Consider the following 18279-nt stretch of genomic DNA (forward strand, 5'->3'; position numbering starts at 1 on the left):
GGTATGTATCGATTCATCAAGGCTCTTTGCGCAAAGGTTTGATGCTAGGCAATAAAGTGTTTTTATGTCTCTCGCCTCTGCGAATCAGGCGCAATAATTGCACTTGCAGTTGGCTATCAAGTTCACTGCCGGTCATTAGCTCATCAAAGCCAATGGTTTTCGCGTAATCTCGTGACATTTTAACATTATTCGTAATCAGTAGGCATTGGTCTTCAACTTTCATCAGTGGTCGAACTTTCTGAATAGTGATATGAGGAATATGCCCGCCATTATCAAAGACTAAAATAATACTGGCCAAATATCGGTTGTCTGGTTTGTCTAAGAATATTAGTAACTCATCCAATTGATCAAAATGCTCAATATTATTGTGCTTAGACTGTAGGATATTTAATGCTTTTTGTAAGTCTTTATCCTGTTGGCCGAAGAGAATTAAATCGCAATTATGTTCCTGCTCTAGTTCGGTTCTGGCGTATCGAATATGAGACGAAATTGGAATACTAACACTTAATACTTGAGATTTTTCATGCTGAGTAATGTCCATTTTACCATTTAGATGATGGATGAGTAACGAGATGTAGTTCATCCCTAAATCAAATCCCCCTTCAGCTTTAGACACCCGATTTGGAATGGGGTAGCAGTAGAGCTCAAGCATTCGTATGCCTTCACGATTTAAGTCGTGACGAGAAATCTCCATCGTTAGCACTTGATCGGTGAAGTATTTGAATTCCAGTATCATGGTTTCAATCAAATGCTGAATAAGCTCAGCATTGTTTAATATTTCTACATGATCAATGTTCTTAGTGATGAGATCGACACTTGTATTGTCTTGATCTAGAAGTTGAAAGCTATTGTATGCATCGTCGACAATTTTAGTTAAAAACAGTGGCAGCGATTGTTCCGGTTGAGTTTTGTCTTGTGTGGCACCGATGAAATCAAGGCGTTGAGTTAATTCTTGCAAGTTGTTGTTAGCAATCAGCCCATTATGAATAAGCTGCCTGTTTTTCTCACTTTTAAGGTTTTTTTCTATTTCTAAAAGGCTTCCATCGATAACATTGATCTGTCTGCGCAAGCGGCTTGATAGGTCCGAAATAAGATCTAACGTCTTAGCCTGTGAGTAGCGAGTTAAGCGGGATTGTTTTTTCAAAAATGGATTGAGTTGAGCAATCATGCCGCTGAAATGGATCATGGCTTCAATAATAAATATAACCGTCAAGCCCCATTCATAAATGATTGGACTGGACATCATTCCGTAGGCGCTCATTGCCCAAATAAAATACCCAATGAGCAAAGTGATACGAGCTGTTAAATAATGTCCAGAAAAAGGAATGGATTTGAAATAGGCATAAACAGCCAATGCGGTTAACAGAAGCAGTGTAATAAAAGTGATAAAAGACAAGTAGATGATATTGATAAAATGTGGTGACGCGGTAAAGAGTATCGCGAAAAAAGCATTAGTAGTACCAAGGACAACTAGCGCTTTATCGAGCGTCGGTAAATAGGATTTGGTATCCAGATAGAGTCGGGAGAAAAAGGTCATGCCAACCATACAAGATAGAGCGGCAAAATTGTATATACGTTCTTGTAGTCCTACTTGATTAGGAAAAAATTGATAAAGTTGACCATGGAAGGCCAGATGAAATAAAGCGATTGCTAACAGCATAACACTGTACACAATGTACATCGGGTGTGTGCTTTTTATATAGAAAAAGAGATTACTTAAGAACACAATCAATAAAATTCCCATTAATAAGCCGGTAAAAGTAAAGTTCTCTTGTGAGCTTAATGAGACCTTAGACAAGGTTTTAAGATAGATCTGCATATTGATGGGTAAGTTTGAAGATAACCGCAGATAGATAGTAAATACGGGTGGAGCGTTACTTGGTAGCGGAAAAAGATAATTCGGGTGCTCAATGGGTCTATTCGAATAAGGACGGTCTTCACCGAGACGAGCTTGAACCTGGTTTTCATAAAGGCTAGGAATGTAGATATCAACATATTCTAAACGTGGGGCATTGAGTTCAAGTAACACAGGTTGGTTTTTGCTGGTTCTAATGGCGACTTCTGTTCGCAACCAAATGTTTCCTTTAATCAACCCTAGTTGTAAGGAATACCCGTTAACGGGTAAAAAATGCTTGGAGTATGCTTCTGAAGAGACAGTGTTGATTGATAACTGCCCACTGCTGTCAACAAGATAGTGGGCACTTTTCGCTACATTAAACACGCTATGGGTGTCATCTATCAACGCAATGTCGTGAGCGGCCCAAGAGTCATTGGTAGCCAACAATAAAAATAGTAGAATTAGTCGTGAAAACAAAAAGCTAGCCCAGAATGTTTTAAGTAAGGCTATCATTATTAACTAGATAGGGGATGAAATGCTATATCCAATTTTAGTAGAGCATTATGTTTGGTTTAGCTTAGCTTTACTGTGCATTACTTGGTTTACTCGACAGCATAAGCCAAAGGTGCGTACAAACCTGATGTACGGTTATGCGATGATTGCAACGATCGGTTTTTTACTGGCATTGCATTGGGTCGCTGGAGTGATTTTTGGGTTGATTTTTTTAGAGCTTGGTCGATTATTTAAGGTGTGGCTAGATAAAAAAGAACAGCAACTTAAAAAATAATTTCACGTCAAATCCAGATAATCTACTTACAATAGAACCAAGTTCATAGCATTAGAATCGAAAATCACAGATAAAAAAGGCTTTCAATTGAAAGCCTTTTTTATTGCCTTTCAAAACTGAAATATCAGCCTTCGTTCTATTTATCTCACCCTCGCAGAAGTAATTCACTTTATAAATAAATGTTGAGTTTTCGTTATTTAAGGTGTTCTCATGTATTTTTTTGTAATCCAAATTCTGACTAAAAGAACAGATTTGTGTTTTGCTTACAGTAATCTGACTGTTTTTATGTTTAGTCTTGATAAATATAAAGGACAAAAACTCATAAATGTAGAAAAGAATGTGGTGCTTTCTTGTGTGACCGTCATGACTCTATACAGGATAAGAATAAGGCGAGTAGGATAATTGACATCTGCTGAAGATGCTCCTGAACGCATCTGATTTTCAGCGTCGATGAGCAGAATTTTTGTTTGAAATAATAAATCTAATAAAAAAATAATGATTCTCAGGATTTTTTGCAAGTCGTTTTCTATCACTTCAGTTTAGTTGAATAGGTTAGATCATTTTCCTGCATCTGCCTGATATCGAACCTTCAAAAAATAATAGGGTATTGACTCAATCTTCTGAGCCAATGTTTTTGTCCAACATTTAATTTAAGCGCCGTTTTCTATGTCTACACCTGTCGATGTAATCGCCCATCATTGGGCATTTGCAGTGTTTATTGTGGTCGCTATAGGCCTTGGTGGTGCGATGTTGATCGGAGGGACTTTCTTAGGCGGAAGAGCACAAGCTCGCGCCAAGAATACGCCTTTTGAATCTGGTATTGCATCGGTTGGTACCGCGCGACTTAGGTTTTCCGCCAAATTTTATTTGGTTGCTATGTTCTTTGTAATCTTCGATGTCGAAGCCCTTTATTTATATGCCTGGGCGGTATCCATTCGTGAAAGCGGTTGGATGGGCTTCATTGAAGCCACTACGTTCATTTTTGTATTGCTTGCTGGTTTGATTTATTTGATCAGAACTAAAGCGTTGGATTGGGCGCCAGTTCGTTCAAAAGAGCTTATTAATCAATCTGAAATTATCAAACTTGTCGACGGTTCTCACAAATAACCGAGAGGTCTCATCATGGATTATACGCTCACACGCATTAATTTGGATGGCGAAGACGATCGCTATCCACTTGAAACTACAGAAGTGGTCAGTGACCCGCTTGAAGAGCAGGTTCACCGTAGTGTTTACCTAGGTAAGCTCGAGCATGCAGCACATGATTTAGTCAATTGGGGGCGTAAAAACTCACTTTGGCCATACAATTTTGGCTTGTCTTGTTGTTACGTTGAAATGACCACGTCATTTACTGCCGTCAATGACGTCGCTCGATTTGGTTCTGAGGTACTTCGTGCCTCACCAAGACAGGCGGATTTCATGGTTGTAGCAGGCACCTGTTTTACCAAGATGGCGCCTGTTATTCAGCGTTTATACGATCAAATGCTAGAACCAAAATGGGTGATTTCAATGGGGGCTTGCGCTAACTCAGGCGGCATGTACGACATCTATTCTGTGGTTCAGGGTGTTGATAAATTCATTCCTGTGGATGTGTATATTCCAGGTTGCCCACCTCGTCCAGAAGCCTATATTCAAGCGCTCAATTTACTTCAAGAAGCCGTCGGTAAAGAACGTCGTCCACTGTCTTGGGTTGTGGGTGATCAAGGGGTTTACAAAGCCAATATGGAGCCTGAGCGTGAACGAAAACGTGATGATCGTATTGCGGTGAAAAACCTACGAACTCCGGACGAAATTTAATCGTTCATTATGTGCATTAAGCGTATTTCAAGATAGTGAGCAAAGATGACCAAAGCAACAAGTTACTCCGTCCCTGAGTCTTGGAAGACTGGAGATCACCGCACTGACCCTGTCGTTAGTGAGCTTATCGAAAAGTTTGGAGAGTCAATATTTCATTTTCAAGCAACACGAACTGGGATGCCAGTTGTTTGGGTTGCTCGAGAACGAATCACTGACGTTATCCTTTTCTTAAAAAACATCTCTAAACCTTATTCCATGTTGTATGACCTGCATGGGGTTGATGAGCGTCTACGAACACATCGTGAGCAATTACCGACCGGTGTTGATTACACAGTTTTCTATCACCTGTTATCTATTTATCGCAATACCGACATTATGTTAAAGGTCGGGTTGAGTGAAAAAGAGTTAGAGCTACCCAGCATTATTAGCCTGTTTCCAAACGCTAATTGGTATGAGCGTGAAACTTGGGAAATGTTTGGTGTCGTCTTTAAGGGGCACCCTAATCTACGTCGTATCATGATGCCAGATACATGGGAAGGTCATCCATTACGCAAAGATTATCCCGCTCGTGCAACCGAATTTGACCCTTATGAGTTAACACGCCAAAAAGAAGCGATTGAAATGGAAGCGCTTACTTTTAAACCCGAAGAATGGGGTATGGCGCGTAGTAAAGACAATGAAGACTTTATGTTCCTTAACTTGGGGCCAAACCATCCTTCTGCACATGGTGCTTTTCGCATTATTTTACAGCTTGATGGTGAAGACATTGTCGACTGTGTTCCTGATATTGGTTACCACCATCGTGGTGCTGAAAAAATGGGCGAACGCCAAACCTGGCATAGCTATATTCCATACACCGACCGTATTGAATATTTAGGTGGGTGCGTTAATGAAATGCCTTATGTATTAGCGGTTGAAAAGCTTGCTGGTATTAAAGTACCTGAACGTGTGGAAGTGATTCGAGTGATGCTGTCTGAGCTATTTCGCATCAATAGTCATTTACTTTATATCTCCACGTTTATTCAAGATGTTGGCGCGATGACGCCGGTGTTTTTTGCTTTTACTGATCGTCAGAAAATATACGACGTAGTGGAAGCGATTACCGGTTTTCGTATGCATCCGGCTTGGTTTCGCATTGGCGGTGTGGCTCATGATCTGCCAAAAGGTTGGGAACAGTTACTAAAAACCTTTTTAGATTGGATGCCTAAACGTCTAGATGAATATGTAAAAGCAGCGCTGCATAACTCCGTATTGAAAGCGCGCTCTCAAGGTGTTGCAACCTATAACGCCAAAGAAGCGTTGGAATGGGGTGTCACTGGAGCAGGACTACGAGCCACCGGTATCGAATTTGATGTGCGCAAATGGCGCCCTTATTCAGGCTACGAAAATTTTGATTTTGAAATCCCTGTCGGCGGTGGTGTCAGCGATTGTTACAACCGTGTCATGCTTAAAGTTGAAGAGATTCGTCAAAGTCTGAAGATCTTAACTCAGTGTTACCACAACATGCCTTCTGGTCCATTTAAAGCGGATCATCCATTGACGACTCCGCCTCCGAAAGAGCGAACTCTGCAGCATATCGAGACCATGATCACCCACTTTTTACAAGTGTCATGGGGTCCAGTTATGCCTGCCAATGAGTCCTTTCAAATGATAGAAGCGACCAAAGGCATCAACAGTTATTACCTCACTAGCGATAGCAATACTTCTAGTTATCGTACCCGTGTACGTACGCCGAGTTTTCCGCATTTGCAGCAAATTCCATCGGTAATTCGAGGCAGCCTAGTATCGGATCTCATTGTGTACCTAGGCAGTATTGATTTTGTTATGTCAGATGTGGACCGTTAATCATGAGTCAATCGATTGAAATAATTACAGTGAGTGACGACGATTTCATTCTAAATGATGCTGATGCGCAGGCTATCGAGCATGAAAAACATCATTATGAATATCCTCGTGCCGCTTCTATTGAAGCATTAAAAATTGTTCAGAAACGTCATGGCTGGGTGCCAGATGGTGCGATTAAAGCCATCGCAGGTTTATTGGGTATACCCGCCAGTGATATTGAAGGTGTCGCCACTTTTTACAGTCAAATTTATCGTCAGCCAGTGGGAAAACACATTATTCGCTATTGCGATAGTGTCGTTTGTCACATAACGGGTTTTGAGGAAATCGTTGATGAGTTAGAAAAACAACTCCAGATCAAACCTGGACAAACCACAGCGGACAATCGTTTTACGCTTTTGCCAACGTGTTGTTTGGGGAACTGTGATAAAGGGCCAACCATGATGGTGAACGATGATACGCACGTGCGCTTACAAGTCGCTACGCTGTCAACAATTTTGGAGCAGTATCAATGAGCCTATCAAGTAAGCGGACGGCAGAAGATCACCCGCTAACATGGCGTCTTCGTGATGATGAACAGCCAGTTTGGTTAGAAGAATATCGTCAACGAGAAGGTTACATCGGTGTCGAAAAGGCCTTAGCGATGCACCCTGATGAAGTGGTTGCTCAGGTGAAAGACGCAGGTTTACGCGGCCGTGGTGGCGCAGGGTTTCCGACCGGTCTTAAGTGGAGTTTGATGCCTAAAGACGAATCGATGAACATTCGTTACATGATTTGTAATGCCGATGAAATGGAGCCCGGTACTTATAAAGACCGTTTGTTGATGGAGCAAATGCCGCATTTATTGGTAGAAGGCATGATCATCGCGGCGCACGCTATTAAAGCTTATCGAGGTTACATTTTTTTGCGTGGAGAGTACGTCGAAGCGGCTGAGAATCTACGTAAAGCGATAGAAGAAGCGAAGCAAGCAGGGTTGCTAGGAAAAGACATTTTAGGCAGCGGTAAAGATTTTGAACTGTTCGTACACACAGGTGCGGGTCGTTATATCTGTGGTGAAGAAACCGCATTGATTAACTCTCTTGAAGGGCGTCGAGCGAACCCAAGATCAAAACCGCCTTTCCCCGCTGTTTCTGGTGCATGGGGCAAACCCACTTGCGTCAATAACGTGGAATCGATCTGTAATGTCCCGGGCATTCTTAATCGAGGCGTGGATTGGTATCAAGGTATTACGACCAATGGCAGTAAGGATTGTGGCACCAAGCTAATGGGCTTTTCTGGTCGCGTCAATAACCCAGGTTTGTGGGAGCTGCCAATGGGCACTACCGCGCGTCAAATTCTGGAAGATTACGCGGGTGGCATGAAGGCCGGATTGGATTTAAAAACCTGGCAGCCAGGTGGTGCTGGTACGGATTTCCTTTTACCAGAGCATTTGGATTTGCCAATGGATTTTGAACATATCCAAAAAGCTGGTAGTCGTCTGGGAACCGCGTTGGCGATGGCGGTGGACAATAAGATCAACATGGTTTCTTTGGTTCGCAACTTAGAAACTTTTTTTGCTCGCGAATCTTGTGGTTGGTGTACACCTTGTCGTGATGGCTTGCCTTGGAGTGTAAAAATCCTGATGGCCATTGAAAACGGTGAAGGCCAACCAGGAGACATTGAAACACTTGAGCAATTATGTCGCTCGTTAGGACCTGGTAACACGTTTTGTGCCCATGCTCCGGGCGCGGTTGAGCCATTACAGAGTGCAATCAATTACTTCCGCAGTGAATTCGAAGCGGGCATTACGGGACAAGCTAATAATTTACGTGAGATCCGCGGTATTCAACCGAATCAGCAGTAATTTATTCAGCTTAATTATTTTTGTGTTTGATGCCCGTCTAATAGTGACGGGCCAGTGGGAAGCATAAGACTTATGGCAACCATTCATGTAGATGACAAAGAATACGAGGTAAATGGAGCAGACAACCTATTGCAGGCTTGTTTGTCTCTAGGACTTGATATTCCTTATTTTTGCTGGCATCCAGCATTGGGTAGTGTCGGCGCATGTCGTCAATGCGCAGTAAAGCAATATAAAGACGCAGATGATAAACGCGGTCGTTTGGTGATGTCGTGTATGGCACCAGCGACCGATGGTTCTTACATCTCGATTGAAGATGAAGAAGCAAAGGCGTTTCGAGAAAACGTAGTGGAATGGATGATGTCAAACCATCCACACGATTGTCCGGTATGTGAAGAGGGCGGTAACTGTCATTTACAAGATATGACGGTGATGACAGGTCATAACTCACGTCGTTATCGCTTTAACAAACGCACCCATGAAAACCAAGAATTAGGGCCATTTGTTTCTCATGAAATGAACCGCTGTATCTCTTGTTACCGTTGTGTTCGTTACTACAAAGACTACGCAGACGGTGAAGATTTTGGTGTTTATGGTGCGAGTAATAATATCTATTTCGGCCGACCAGAATCAGGAACATTAGAAAGTGAGTTTTCTGGCAATCTGGTTGAAGTATGTCCAACCGGTGTGTTCACAGACAAAACCCATACGGAGCGATATAACCGTAAGTGGGATATGCAATTTGCTCCGAGTATTTGTCAGCAATGTAGTGTGGGATGTAATACCAGCCCGGGCGAACGCTATGGCGAAGTTCGTCGTATCGAGAACCGTTTCAACGGTGATGTTAATCAGTACTTTCTTTGTGACCGCGGCCGTTTTGGTTATGGTTATACGAATTTAGATGATCGCCCTAAGAAGCCGTTGCAAAAACAAGGTGACGAGCACGTTACCCTTAATACAGAGCAAGCGGTTCAGTCTGCTCTGGATATGATAAGCGATTCAAAGCGTGTGATTGGTATTGGTTCACCTCGAGCCAGTTTAGAAAGCAACTTTGCCCTACGTAAGTTAGTGGGCGAAGAAAACTTTTTTACCGGAATTGAAGCGGGTGAACAGCAACGCCTTGAGCGCATGCTGCAAGTATTGAATACCTCAGGCATTCATACCCCGACATTGCGAGACATCGAGTCCTACGATGCCGTGGTTATTTTAGGTGAAGACATTACTCAAACCGCGGCTCGTATTGCGTTATCTGTTCGACAAGCAGTGAAAGGCAAGGCCCGTGAAATGGCTGCAGTGCAGCGTATTTCAGAATGGCAGATTGCGGCGGTTCAAAATATTGGTCAGCATGCTAAGTATCCTATTTTCACTACCCACACTGATCGTACTCGGTTAGATGATGTAACGGCTTGGCATTACAGCGCGTCAGCGGCAGATCAGGCTCGTCTTGGTTTTGCTATCGCTCATGCCATTGATCCTAGCGCACCAGCGGTTACCGGCTTAAGTGATGAGTTGCAGAAAAAAGCAGAATTTATCGCATTAGCATTAAAAACGTCCCGCAAACCCCTGATTATTTCAGGCAGTCAGGCGGGCGAAATAGCGTTAATAGATGCCGCAGCTAACATTGCACAAGCACTGACATCTCGTGGTATCGATGAAGTTGGCTTAACGCTAGTGGCTCGTGAAGTGAACAGCATGGGATTAGCCATGTTGGGCGGTAAAACATTAGATGATGGCTTGTCCGCAATCGCAGACGGCGCAGATACAGCGATTGTTGTAGAAAATGATTTGTATCAGCGTGTGTCGCCACAGCGTGTAGATCAAGCATTGGAACAGCTAAAACATCTTATCGTTGTCGATCACCAGAATACGGCCTTGGCACAACGCGCAGATTTAGTCTTGTCTGCTGGTAGCTTTGCTGAAGCTGATGGCACAGTTGTTAATTTAGAAGGCCGTGCGCAACGGTTCTTCCAAGTGTATGACCCTAGTTATTACAAACCAGGAACGATCGTATTGGCCGCATGGCGTTGGTTGCACCTCGTTGATTCAGCAAAAAATCTGCATTCTTCAGATTGGGGAACCTTTGACAATTTAATCGAAGAAATTGCCCAAGAAGTTCCTGAGTTAGCTCCGATTATAGATGCTGCACCGAATGCCGATTTTAGAATCCATGGTCAAAAACTTGCCCGTTCACCACATCGTTATAGTGGCCGCACGGCAATGCGTGCTGATATCAGTGTGCATGAACCTCGTCAGCCACAAGATGTAGATTCGCCTTTTGCCTTCTCTATGGAAGGGAATAACAATCCGCAAGCCGATCGTAACGAAGTTGCTTTTGCTTGGGCTCCGGGTTGGAACTCCCCACAAGCGTGGAATAAGTTTCAAGACGAAGTGGGTGGACATTTACGCAATGGCGATCCAGGTGTGCGCTTAATCAAAGCGTCTACACAGGGTGAGTATTTTAGCGTCATTCCTAATGCGTTTGAAATTACTGAGGGTCAATGGCAGGTTGCTGCTAATTACCGACTGTTTGGTAGTGATGAATTGTCGCAACGCAGTCCAGTGATCCAAGAGCGTACCGGAATAGTAGCGCTGTCAATTCACCCAATGGATGCCGAAAAACTGGGCGTTCATGAACACGCAAAAGTGTGCTTCACATGGGGTGGAAAAGAATGGCAACTGCCTGTGTCTTTTAGTGATCAATTACAAGTTGGCAGTATTGGTTTGCCGCTTGGTACTGAAGGATTGCCAGCGAGTCTTGCAGGTAAAATGATTGACAATCTGCAGGAGGAACGAGCATGAGCATATTTTCACCTGAGATCATCACCACGCTGATTACCATTGGTAAAGCGCTGGCAATTTTGATGGTTGTGGTGGCATGTGGTGCGTTTATGAGTTTTGGTGAACGGCGCTTGCTAGGCTTGTTTCAAAATCGTTATGGCCCTAACCGAGTCGGTTGGGGCGGCTCTCTGCAACTCGTCGCAGATATGATCAAGATGTTCTTTAAAGAGGACTGGATTCCACCATTCTCAGATCGCTTTATTTTTACTCTAGCGCCATTGATCGCGTTCACTTCTTTACTGCTGGCGTTTGCCATTGTGCCAGTCAGTCCGGGTTGGATTGTTTCGGATCTTAATATTGGTGTGCTGTTCTTTTTGATGATGGCGGGCTTGGGTGTATACGCTGTGTTATTTGCTGGCTGGGCAAGTAATAACAAATACTCTCTTTTAGGTGCCGTACGAGCCTCAGCACAGACACTAAGTTACGAGGTTTTTCTTGGTTTGTCTTTGATGGGAGTTGTCGCGAAAGCAGGTTCATTTCAACTGACGGATATTGTCAATAACCAAGCTCATCTGTGGAATATTATTCCACAGTTCTTTGGTTTTCTAACCTTCGCCATTGCTGGGATTGCGGTTTGTCACCGTCACCCTTTCGATCAACCAGAAGCGGAGCAAGAATTGGCTGATGGTTACCACATTGAATACGCCGGAATGAAATTTGGCTTGTTCTTTGTCGGTGAATACATCGGTATTGTGACGGTTTCTGCATTGATTGTGACACTGTTTTTCGGTGGTTGGCAGGGGCCTTTTTTACCGCCTGTTGTGTGGTTTGCACTGAAAACAGCCTTTTTTATGGTGATGTTTATTTTGCTTAGGGCCGCTTTACCTCGTCCTCGTTATGACCAAGTAATGTCTTTTGGCTGGAAAATATGTCTGCCCATTACCTTGATCAATCTACTAATAACCGCGGCGATTGTGCTGATTCAAAACAACTAATTTAGGGGACAACCATGACGTTAAAAGATTTGCTGGTTGGTTTCGGCACACAAGCGCGCAGCCTTTGGATGATTGGTATGCATGCGTTTGCGAAGCGTGAAACGCAAATGTACCCAGAAGTTCCAGTGTATGTACCGCCTCGTTATCGTGGTCGTATTGTGCTGACTCGAGACCCTGACGGTGAAGAGCGCTGTGTCGCTTGTAACTTGTGTGCGGTGGCTTGCCCTGTTGGCTGTATCTCTCTGCAAAAAACGGAGGACGAAGACGGTCGTTGGATGCCAGAGTTTTTTCGTATCAATTTTTCACGCTGTATTTTTTGTGGCATGTGTGAAGAAGCCTGTCCAACCACGGCGATTCAGCTGACACCCGATTTTGAACTGGGTGAATTTAATCGTCAGGACTTGGTGTATGAGAAAGAGGACTTGTTGATTTCAGGTCCAGGTAAATACCCTGATTATAACTTCTATCGAATGGCGGGTATGTCGATCGCTGGCAAACCGAAAGGGGCGGCTGAAAATGAAGCACAACCTATTAATGTTAAAGGTTTGATGCCGTAAGGAGCTCTGCTGTGAATATTGTTTTTTATATTGCTGCGTTCATTGCGATTGTGACGACGATTCGCGTTATTAGTCACACTAACCCAGTGCATGCTTTGTTGTATTTGATTGTGTCGTTACTGTCTGTGGCGGTGGTGTTTTTCTCCATGGGAGCCAATTTTGCTGGGGCGTTGGAAATCATCGTCTATGCAGGCGCCATTATGGTGCTATTTGTGTTTGTGGTGATGATGCTAAACCTCGGTGGCGAAGTGATTAAGCAAGAGCGTCAATGGCTAAAACCTTCGTTATGGATTGGCCCCGGTCTGATCTCTGGGTTACTACTGATTACCTTGGTTTACGGTATCGGTAGTCTTCAGCATGGCGCTATTCAGTATCAATTAATTGGTGGTAAAAGCGTCGGTGAAAGCTTATTTGGCCCTTATATATTGGCGGTTGAATTAGCGTCTTTATTGCTACTGGCTGGCTTAATTGTGGCATTCCATTTGGGTCGAGATAAAACGGGCCTTGATTCTATGGAGGAAGACGCATGATTCCATTATCGCATGTGTTAATTCTTGCGGCGATATTATTCGTTTTAGGGTTGGCTGGTTTATTAGTGCGCCGTAATTTGCTTTTTATGTTGGTGTCTCTTGAAATTATGATCAATGCGGCCGCGTTAGCATTTGTAGCCGCTGGTAGTTTCTGGCAACAAGCCGACGGGCAAGTGATGTATATTTTGGCCATCAGTTTGGCCGCGGCTGAAGCGAGTATAGGCTTAGCTTTATTGTTGCAATTACATCGTCGTCACCAGTCTTTGAACGTGGATACAGTGAGTGAGATGCGCGGATGAATTTACTTTATTTAACGGTTCTTTTGCCTTTAATTGGTTTTCTATTACTGGCCTTTTCTCGTGGTCGCTGGTCGGAAAATACCTCCGCTGTAATTGGTGTGGGCTCTATTGTTCTTGCCGCGTTAATTACCGCTTATGTGGGTATCGATTTTCTAACACAGATGCACGCAGGGCTAATAACCTCGTTTAATCAGCCATTATGGACATGGATACACGAAGGCAATTTTGATGTTCAAGCGGTATTACATCTAGACGGTTTATCATTAACCATGATGTGTGTGGTGACCGGTGTTGGTGCGCTTATTCATCTATTTGCTTCTTGGTATATGCGCGGGGAAGAGGGTTACTCTCGCTTCTTTACCTACACTAACTTGTTTATCGCCAGCATGTTGATCTTGGTCTTGGCCGATAATTTATTGCTGCTTTATCTTGGTTGGGAAGGGGTTGGTCTGTGCAGTTATTTGTTGATCGGCTTTTATTACAAAGATCGTAATAATGGTGCCGCGGCGTTAAAAGCTTTTATTGTTACGCGAGTAGGGGATGTCTTTTTGGCCTTTGCTTTGTTTATTCTTTATCAGCAATTTGGCACGTTAAATATACAACAACTGTCGACGATCGCTCCCGCTCAAGTGGCCGTAGGCTCCTCGGTTATGTTCTGGGCAACCTTGATGTTATTAGGTGGTGCGGTGGGTAAATCAGCGCAATTGCCATTACAAACTTGGTTGGCAGATGCGATGGCAGGCCCAACACCTGTGTCGGCATTAATTCATGCTGCAACCATGGTGACGGCAGGGGTGTATCTGATTGCTCGTACTCACACCTTATTTTTACTGTCACCAGAAGTGTTGCATTTAGTTGGCATCGTCGGGGCAATTACCCTGTTAATTGCAGGCTTTTCGGCACTGGTTCAAACGGACATTAAACGGGTGTTGGCTTATTCCACTATGAGTCAGATCGGTTATATGTTCTTGGCGCTGGGTGTGCAAGCTTGGGATGCTGCGATTTTTCATCTGATGATCCATGCTTTCTTTAAGGCGCTGTTATTCCTCTCCGCTGGGTCCGTTATTGTGGCGTGTCATCATGAGCAGAATATCTTCAAAATGGGCGGCTTGCGTAAGCATATCCCTCTCGTATATGCCTGCTTCTTGGTCGGTGGGGGCGCACTGGCTGCGTTGCCTGTGATCACTGCTGGCTTCTACAGTAAAGATGAAATTTTGTCTGGTGCGTTGGCAAGCGGCCATATTAATTTATTGACTGCTGGCTTAGTGGGCGCGTTCTTAACGGGCTTGTATACCTTCCGCATGATTTTCATCGTTTTTCATGGCAAAGATCAAATCAAAGCTACTCCTGGTCGAGGTATCTCTCATCATCTTCCACTGATTGTATTGATGATTTTATCGACGTTTGTGGGTGCGTTAATTCAACAACCTCTTGAAAACGTACTGCCGTCGATGCCAGGTCATGAATCCATGATGGTGCAGTTGATTTCCGGTGGTTTTGCTATTGCCGGTGTCTTGATTGCGGCTTTCTTGTGGTTGGGCAATAGACGTTTGGTGACTAAAGTGGCCAATACTGGCCTTGGTCGATTATTGAGTAAGTTTTGGTTTCATGCCTGGGGCTTTGATTGGTTGTATGACCAATTATTTGTGCGTCCTTATTTAGCGATTGCACATTGGCTGCGCCGAGACCCAATCGATGCCATGTTAGACAGTCTTCGTTTTGTCGCGATTGGCTTTAATAAAGGACTTGCTTTAAGTGAAAATGGCCAAGTTCGTTGGTATATGGCATCGCTTGGAATGGGTGCTGTGATCGTGTTAGGCCTGTTGCTTTGGAGTTAATCCGATGTGCTTAAGTGAGTGTTATCAATTGAAGAGGATCATATAACGCCATGCTATTACCTTGGCTCATTCTTCTGCCTTTTATTGGCGGTCTGTTGTGTTGGCAGAGCGAACGCTTTAGCCGAGCGTTACCTCGTTGGATAGCCGTGCTTAGCATGGTGCTGACGTTATTATTATCATTAGTGATGTGGGGACAAGGACACTTTTCATTAACAGTGCCCCATGGTGTTCCTCAATGGCAGTCTGAATTTATAGTGCCATGGATTCCTAGATTTGGGATCTCGATTCATTTTGCACTGGATGGTTTGTCATTATTAATGGTGGTATTAACCGCCTTTCTAGGCCTACTTTCTGTTGTCTGTTCTTGGAATGAAGTGGACAAGCGTGAGGGATTATTTCACCTCAATCTGTTATGGATTGTGGGTGGTGTGATGGGCGTATTTCTTGCGATTGATATGTTCTTATTCTTCTTCTTCTGGGAGATGATGCTGGTACCGATATTCTTCTTGATCGCACTTTGGGGCTATAAAGGTTCCGACGAACGAACTCGTATTGCGACGGCTATTAAGTACTTTATCTATACTCAAGTTAGCGGCTTGATCATGCTGGTGGCGATTATCGGATTGGTCTTTGTTCATTATCAAACGACGGGCGTTTGGACCTTCGATTATAATCATCTTCTTGGTACGAAAATGAGCAATACCGAAGCTTACTTGCTGATGCTAGGTTTCTTTATTGCGTTCGCGGTTAAGATGCCTTTAGTGCCGTTCCATGGCTGGTTGCCTGATGCTCATAGCCAATCTCCAACGGCAGGCTCGGTTGATTTAGCGGGTCTTCTGCTAAAAACAGCGGCTTATGGTTTACTGCGTTTTGTGTTGCCATTCTTCCCTCATGCCTCGGCGCAATTTGCACCCATTGCTATGTGGTTGGGTGTGATCGGTATTTTTTACGGCGCTTGGATGGCCTTTGCTCAAACCGACATTAAGCGCTTGATTGCCTACAGCAGTGTGTCCCACATGGGCTTTGTGATGGTGGCTATTTATACTGGCAGCCAACTTGCCTATCAAGGAGCAGTTGTCACCATGATTGCTCTGGGTCTATCTGCGGCGGCCTTGTTTATCATTTGTGGTCAGCTTTATGAACGTTTAGGCACTCGAGACATGAGGGAAATGGGCGGGCTTTGGGGGCGTTTACGATATATGCCAGGCTTGTCTATGTTCTTTGCTGTGGCGTCGTTAGGTATGCCGGGCACGGGGAACTTTGTCGGCGAGTTTATGATGCTGTTTGGTAGCTTTAGCGTGGTTCCGGTGATCACCGTTGTTTCAACATTTGGTTTGGTGTTTGCGTCCGTATATTCACTGATTATGATGCACCGAGCTTATTACGGAGAAGCAAAATCAGAAGCTCCGTTGAAGTCTATGTCGGTAAGAGAGTTATCGATGATTCTTTCATTAGTCGTACTCTTAGTGTTATTGGGCGTTTATCCGCAGGGCGTACTTGATACATCACACGCTGCGATTGCCAATATTCAGCATTATTATACGGCGGCTTCTTCTTTATCCATCTCAGGTACATCAACCACAGGGCTGTAATTTTCCATGACCATAAGTATCCAACAATTGATCACTTTATTACCGCTTCTGATCGTTGATTTCTCGGTCGTTGTGGTGATGCTGGCTATTGCTTGGCGTCGCTCTCACAGTATGACGCTTTGGCTAAGTCTGATAGGGCTTACTGCGGCATTCTTGTCGTTATTCTTAGCCGGTAAAGACATTCCTACGCATATTACGCCGTTGTTACGTGTCGATGGCTTCACTTTGTTTTATTCCGGCTTAGTACTGTTGGCCGGCTTAGCAACTTGTGTCTTTGGTTATTCTTGGTTGAAATATCATCAGGATAATAAAGAAGAGTTTTATATGCTGGTGCTCATTTCTACCAGTGGCGGACTATTGTTAGCGTGTGCTGACCATATGGCGTCTTTGTTCTTAGGAATTGAGTTGGTCTCCTTGCCGTTGTTCGGCTTGGTGGGCTATGTCTTCCAGCAGAAGCCTTCACTTGAGGCGTCGATCAAATACATGCTGCTCTCCGCAGGTGCTTCGGCGTTTATGTTATTTGGTATGGCGCTTTTGTACGCCGATACTGGGTCGTTATCCTTTGCGGGTATCGGTGCTAGCCTTAATCACAGCATGATTCATCAGCCTTTATTATTAGTTGGTATTGGCATGCTGTTAGTGGGCATTTGCTTTAAGCTTTCATTGGTGCCGTTTCACCTATGGACGCCTGATGTGTACCAAGGTGCACCAGCACCAGTAGCGACCTTTTTAGCAACAAGCAGTAAGATTGCTATCTTTGCAGTGCTAATGCGCATCTTTTTAGAAGCGCCATTAGCAAGTCTGCCATCGGTACAATTAGTACTGGGTGTGATTGCTTTCGCTTCCATTCTATTTGGTAATTTAATGGCGGTGTCGCAAACGAATATTAAGCGATTATTAGGGTACTCCTCGATTGCACACTTAGGGTATTTGCTAATCGTGTTAGTGGCTATAAAAGATCGCCAATTAGCCATTGAAACAACGGGTGTGTATTTAGTCGGGTATTTATTTGCCAGCTTAGGTTCGTTTGGTGCGGTGAGTTTGCTATCAAGCCCCTATAAAGGCAAAGATGTAGAAGAGATCTCTGCGTACCGTGGCTTATTTAAGCGTCGCCCGTTGATTGCCATTGTTCTGGCCGTGATGATGTTATCGTTAGCGGGTATTCCAATGACGCTTGGTTTTATCGGTAAGTTCTATGTGCTTGCATTAGCGATGAAAGCCTCTCTTTGGTGGTTAAGTGCGGCGGTGGTTATTGGGAGTGCTATTGGTCTTTATTATTATCTGAAAGTAGCCATTAACGTATTTTTGCCGGCTCGTGACAACTCTCTAGTAGAAGAGCGTTTAGAAAGTATCGAAGCGAAGAGTGCCTCTATTAAATCTGGAACATGTGTACTATTAATATCAGTGATTATCGTGGTTGTTTTAGGTGTTTATCCGCAGCCATTGATTGATTGCGTACAGCTCGCCACTCCTTGGTAGCAATACAATATTAGAGTGGAACATAGAAACAAAAAAAGGCTCGTCAAAAATGACGAGCCTTTTTATTTGGAAAATCGTTTTTAAAAAGGAACGCTAAATCAGCAGCGT

15 protein-coding genes are annotated in these 18279 nt (G+C 43.9%); 14 read left to right on the forward strand and 1 reads right to left on the reverse strand.

Translation table 11 applies throughout. The features are described 5' to 3' along the window. Nucleotides 1-16: 16 nt before the first annotated feature. On the reverse strand, nucleotides 17-2314 hold the full coding sequence (locus tag E0D70_RS07090; protein ID WP_133011573.1) for a 7TMR-DISM family protein: 2298 nt from the start codon (nucleotides 2312-2314) through the stop codon (nucleotides 17-19). Between the two features lie 58 nt (nucleotides 2315-2372). On the opposite strand from E0D70_RS07090, the gene E0D70_RS07095 reads away from it, so the two are divergent. From E0D70_RS07095 to nuoN, 14 genes are all read left to right on the forward strand, one after another. Next, nucleotides 2373-2624, forward strand: a complete 252-nt coding sequence (locus E0D70_RS07095) for a hypothetical protein (RefSeq protein ID WP_133011574.1) — start codon at nucleotides 2373-2375, stop codon at nucleotides 2622-2624. Between the two features lie 666 nt (nucleotides 2625-3290). After that, on the forward strand, nucleotides 3291-3731 hold the full coding sequence (locus E0D70_RS07100) for an NADH-quinone oxidoreductase subunit A (protein WP_133011575.1): 441 nt from the start codon (nucleotides 3291-3293) through the stop codon (nucleotides 3729-3731). Nucleotides 3732-3746: 15 nt separating this feature from the next. Beyond that, nucleotides 3747-4421, forward strand: a complete 675-nt coding sequence (locus tag E0D70_RS07105; protein WP_133011576.1) for a NuoB/complex I 20 kDa subunit family protein — start codon at nucleotides 3747-3749, stop codon at nucleotides 4419-4421. 45 nt (nucleotides 4422-4466) lie between these two features. Further along, nucleotides 4467-6266 (forward strand): NADH-quinone oxidoreductase subunit C/D, encoded by a 1800-nt coding sequence (gene nuoC, locus E0D70_RS07110; protein ID WP_133011577.1) that lies wholly within the window; start codon nucleotides 4467-4469, stop codon nucleotides 6264-6266. Nucleotides 6267-6268: 2 nt separating this feature from the next. Further along, on the forward strand, nucleotides 6269-6778 hold the full coding sequence (gene nuoE, locus E0D70_RS07115; RefSeq protein WP_133011578.1) for an NADH-quinone oxidoreductase subunit NuoE: 510 nt from the start codon (nucleotides 6269-6271) through the stop codon (nucleotides 6776-6778). Next, nucleotides 6775-8106 carry an NADH-quinone oxidoreductase subunit NuoF gene (nuoF, locus tag E0D70_RS07120; protein ID WP_133011579.1) on the forward strand — a complete coding sequence of 444 codons (1332 nt, stop codon included), beginning with the start codon at nucleotides 6775-6777 and terminating at the stop codon, nucleotides 8104-8106. The genes nuoE and nuoF overlap by 4 nt, the downstream gene beginning before the upstream one ends. A 72-nt stretch (nucleotides 8107-8178) precedes the next feature. Then, nucleotides 8179-10902, forward strand: a complete 2724-nt coding sequence (gene nuoG, locus E0D70_RS07125; protein WP_133011580.1) for an NADH-quinone oxidoreductase subunit NuoG — start codon at nucleotides 8179-8181, stop codon at nucleotides 10900-10902. Next, nucleotides 10899-11876: an NADH-quinone oxidoreductase subunit NuoH gene (gene nuoH / locus E0D70_RS07130; RefSeq protein ID WP_133011581.1), complete on the forward strand. Its 978-nt coding sequence runs from the start codon at nucleotides 10899-10901 to the stop codon at nucleotides 11874-11876. Before nuoG ends, nuoH begins: the two co-directional genes overlap by 4 nt. A 14-nt stretch (nucleotides 11877-11890) precedes the next feature. After that, entirely contained in the window at nucleotides 11891-12433 is a 543-nt protein-coding gene (gene nuoI, locus E0D70_RS07135) for an NADH-quinone oxidoreductase subunit NuoI (protein WP_133011582.1), read from the forward strand. Between the two features lie 11 nt (nucleotides 12434-12444). Next, on the forward strand, nucleotides 12445-12963 hold the full coding sequence (gene nuoJ / locus E0D70_RS07140; protein WP_133011583.1) for an NADH-quinone oxidoreductase subunit J: 519 nt from the start codon (nucleotides 12445-12447) through the stop codon (nucleotides 12961-12963). Further along, nucleotides 12960-13262 carry an NADH-quinone oxidoreductase subunit NuoK gene (gene nuoK / locus E0D70_RS07145; protein ID WP_133011584.1) on the forward strand — a complete coding sequence of 101 codons (303 nt, stop codon included), beginning with the start codon at nucleotides 12960-12962 and terminating at the stop codon, nucleotides 13260-13262. The genes nuoJ and nuoK overlap by 4 nt, the downstream gene beginning before the upstream one ends. After that, nucleotides 13259-15100: an NADH-quinone oxidoreductase subunit L gene (gene nuoL / locus E0D70_RS07150; RefSeq protein WP_133011585.1), complete on the forward strand. Its 1842-nt coding sequence runs from the start codon at nucleotides 13259-13261 to the stop codon at nucleotides 15098-15100. Before nuoK ends, nuoL begins: the two co-directional genes overlap by 4 nt. 50 nt (nucleotides 15101-15150) lie before the next feature. Then, on the forward strand, nucleotides 15151-16692 hold the full coding sequence (nuoM, locus tag E0D70_RS07155; RefSeq protein ID WP_133011586.1) for an NADH-quinone oxidoreductase subunit M: 1542 nt from the start codon (nucleotides 15151-15153) through the stop codon (nucleotides 16690-16692). A 6-nt stretch (nucleotides 16693-16698) separates the two neighbouring features. Then, on the forward strand, nucleotides 16699-18171 hold the full coding sequence (gene nuoN, locus E0D70_RS07160) for an NADH-quinone oxidoreductase subunit NuoN (RefSeq protein ID WP_133011587.1): 1473 nt from the start codon (nucleotides 16699-16701) through the stop codon (nucleotides 18169-18171). Nucleotides 18172-18279: the final 108 nt, after the last annotated feature.

Source organism: Marinomonas flavescens (assembly GCF_004352835.1).
GTDB lineage: Bacteria > Pseudomonadota > Gammaproteobacteria > Pseudomonadales > Marinomonadaceae > Marinomonas > Marinomonas flavescens.